Source organism: Brevundimonas sp. BAL450 (assembly GCF_015767455.1).
Taxonomy (GTDB): Bacteria; Pseudomonadota; Alphaproteobacteria; order Caulobacterales; family Caulobacteraceae; genus Brevundimonas; species Brevundimonas abyssalis.
Map to the genome: position 1 here is coordinate 1 of NZ_JADWOW010000028.1, position 389 is coordinate 389.

General features: G+C 66.3%; 1 protein-coding gene. It reads right to left on the minus strand.

Annotated elements, in window-relative coordinates:
• Positions 1-389: DNA gyrase C-terminal beta-propeller domain-containing protein (locus IWC96_RS01205; RefSeq protein WP_304502294.1), on the minus strand; the 389-nt coding region annotated here is incomplete at both ends.

Here is a 389-nt window from a genome sequence, read left to right on the forward strand (position 1 = left end):
GATCAGCAGCACATCGTCGGACTCGTCGACGAGCAGAGCGCTCGTCACATCGTCGCCCTCGCGCAGCTTGATCGCGATGACGCCGCCCTGACGGTTGGTGTAGTACTCACCGAGTCGCGTCTTCTTCACGAGGCCCGACCGCGTGGCCAGCACGAGATAGGGCGAGGTCGCGTAGTCGCGGATGTCGAGGATCTGCGCCACCTGCTCGTCCGGCTGCAGGGCGAGCAGGTTCGCGACGTGCTGACCCTTCGCATCGCGTCCGGCCTCGGGCACTTCATAGCCCTTGGCCCGGTACACCCGGCCCTTGGTGGTGAAGAACAGCAGCCAGTGGTGCGTGGTCGTCACGAAGAAGTGCTCGACGACGTCGTCCGCGCGCAGCTGCGCGCGGA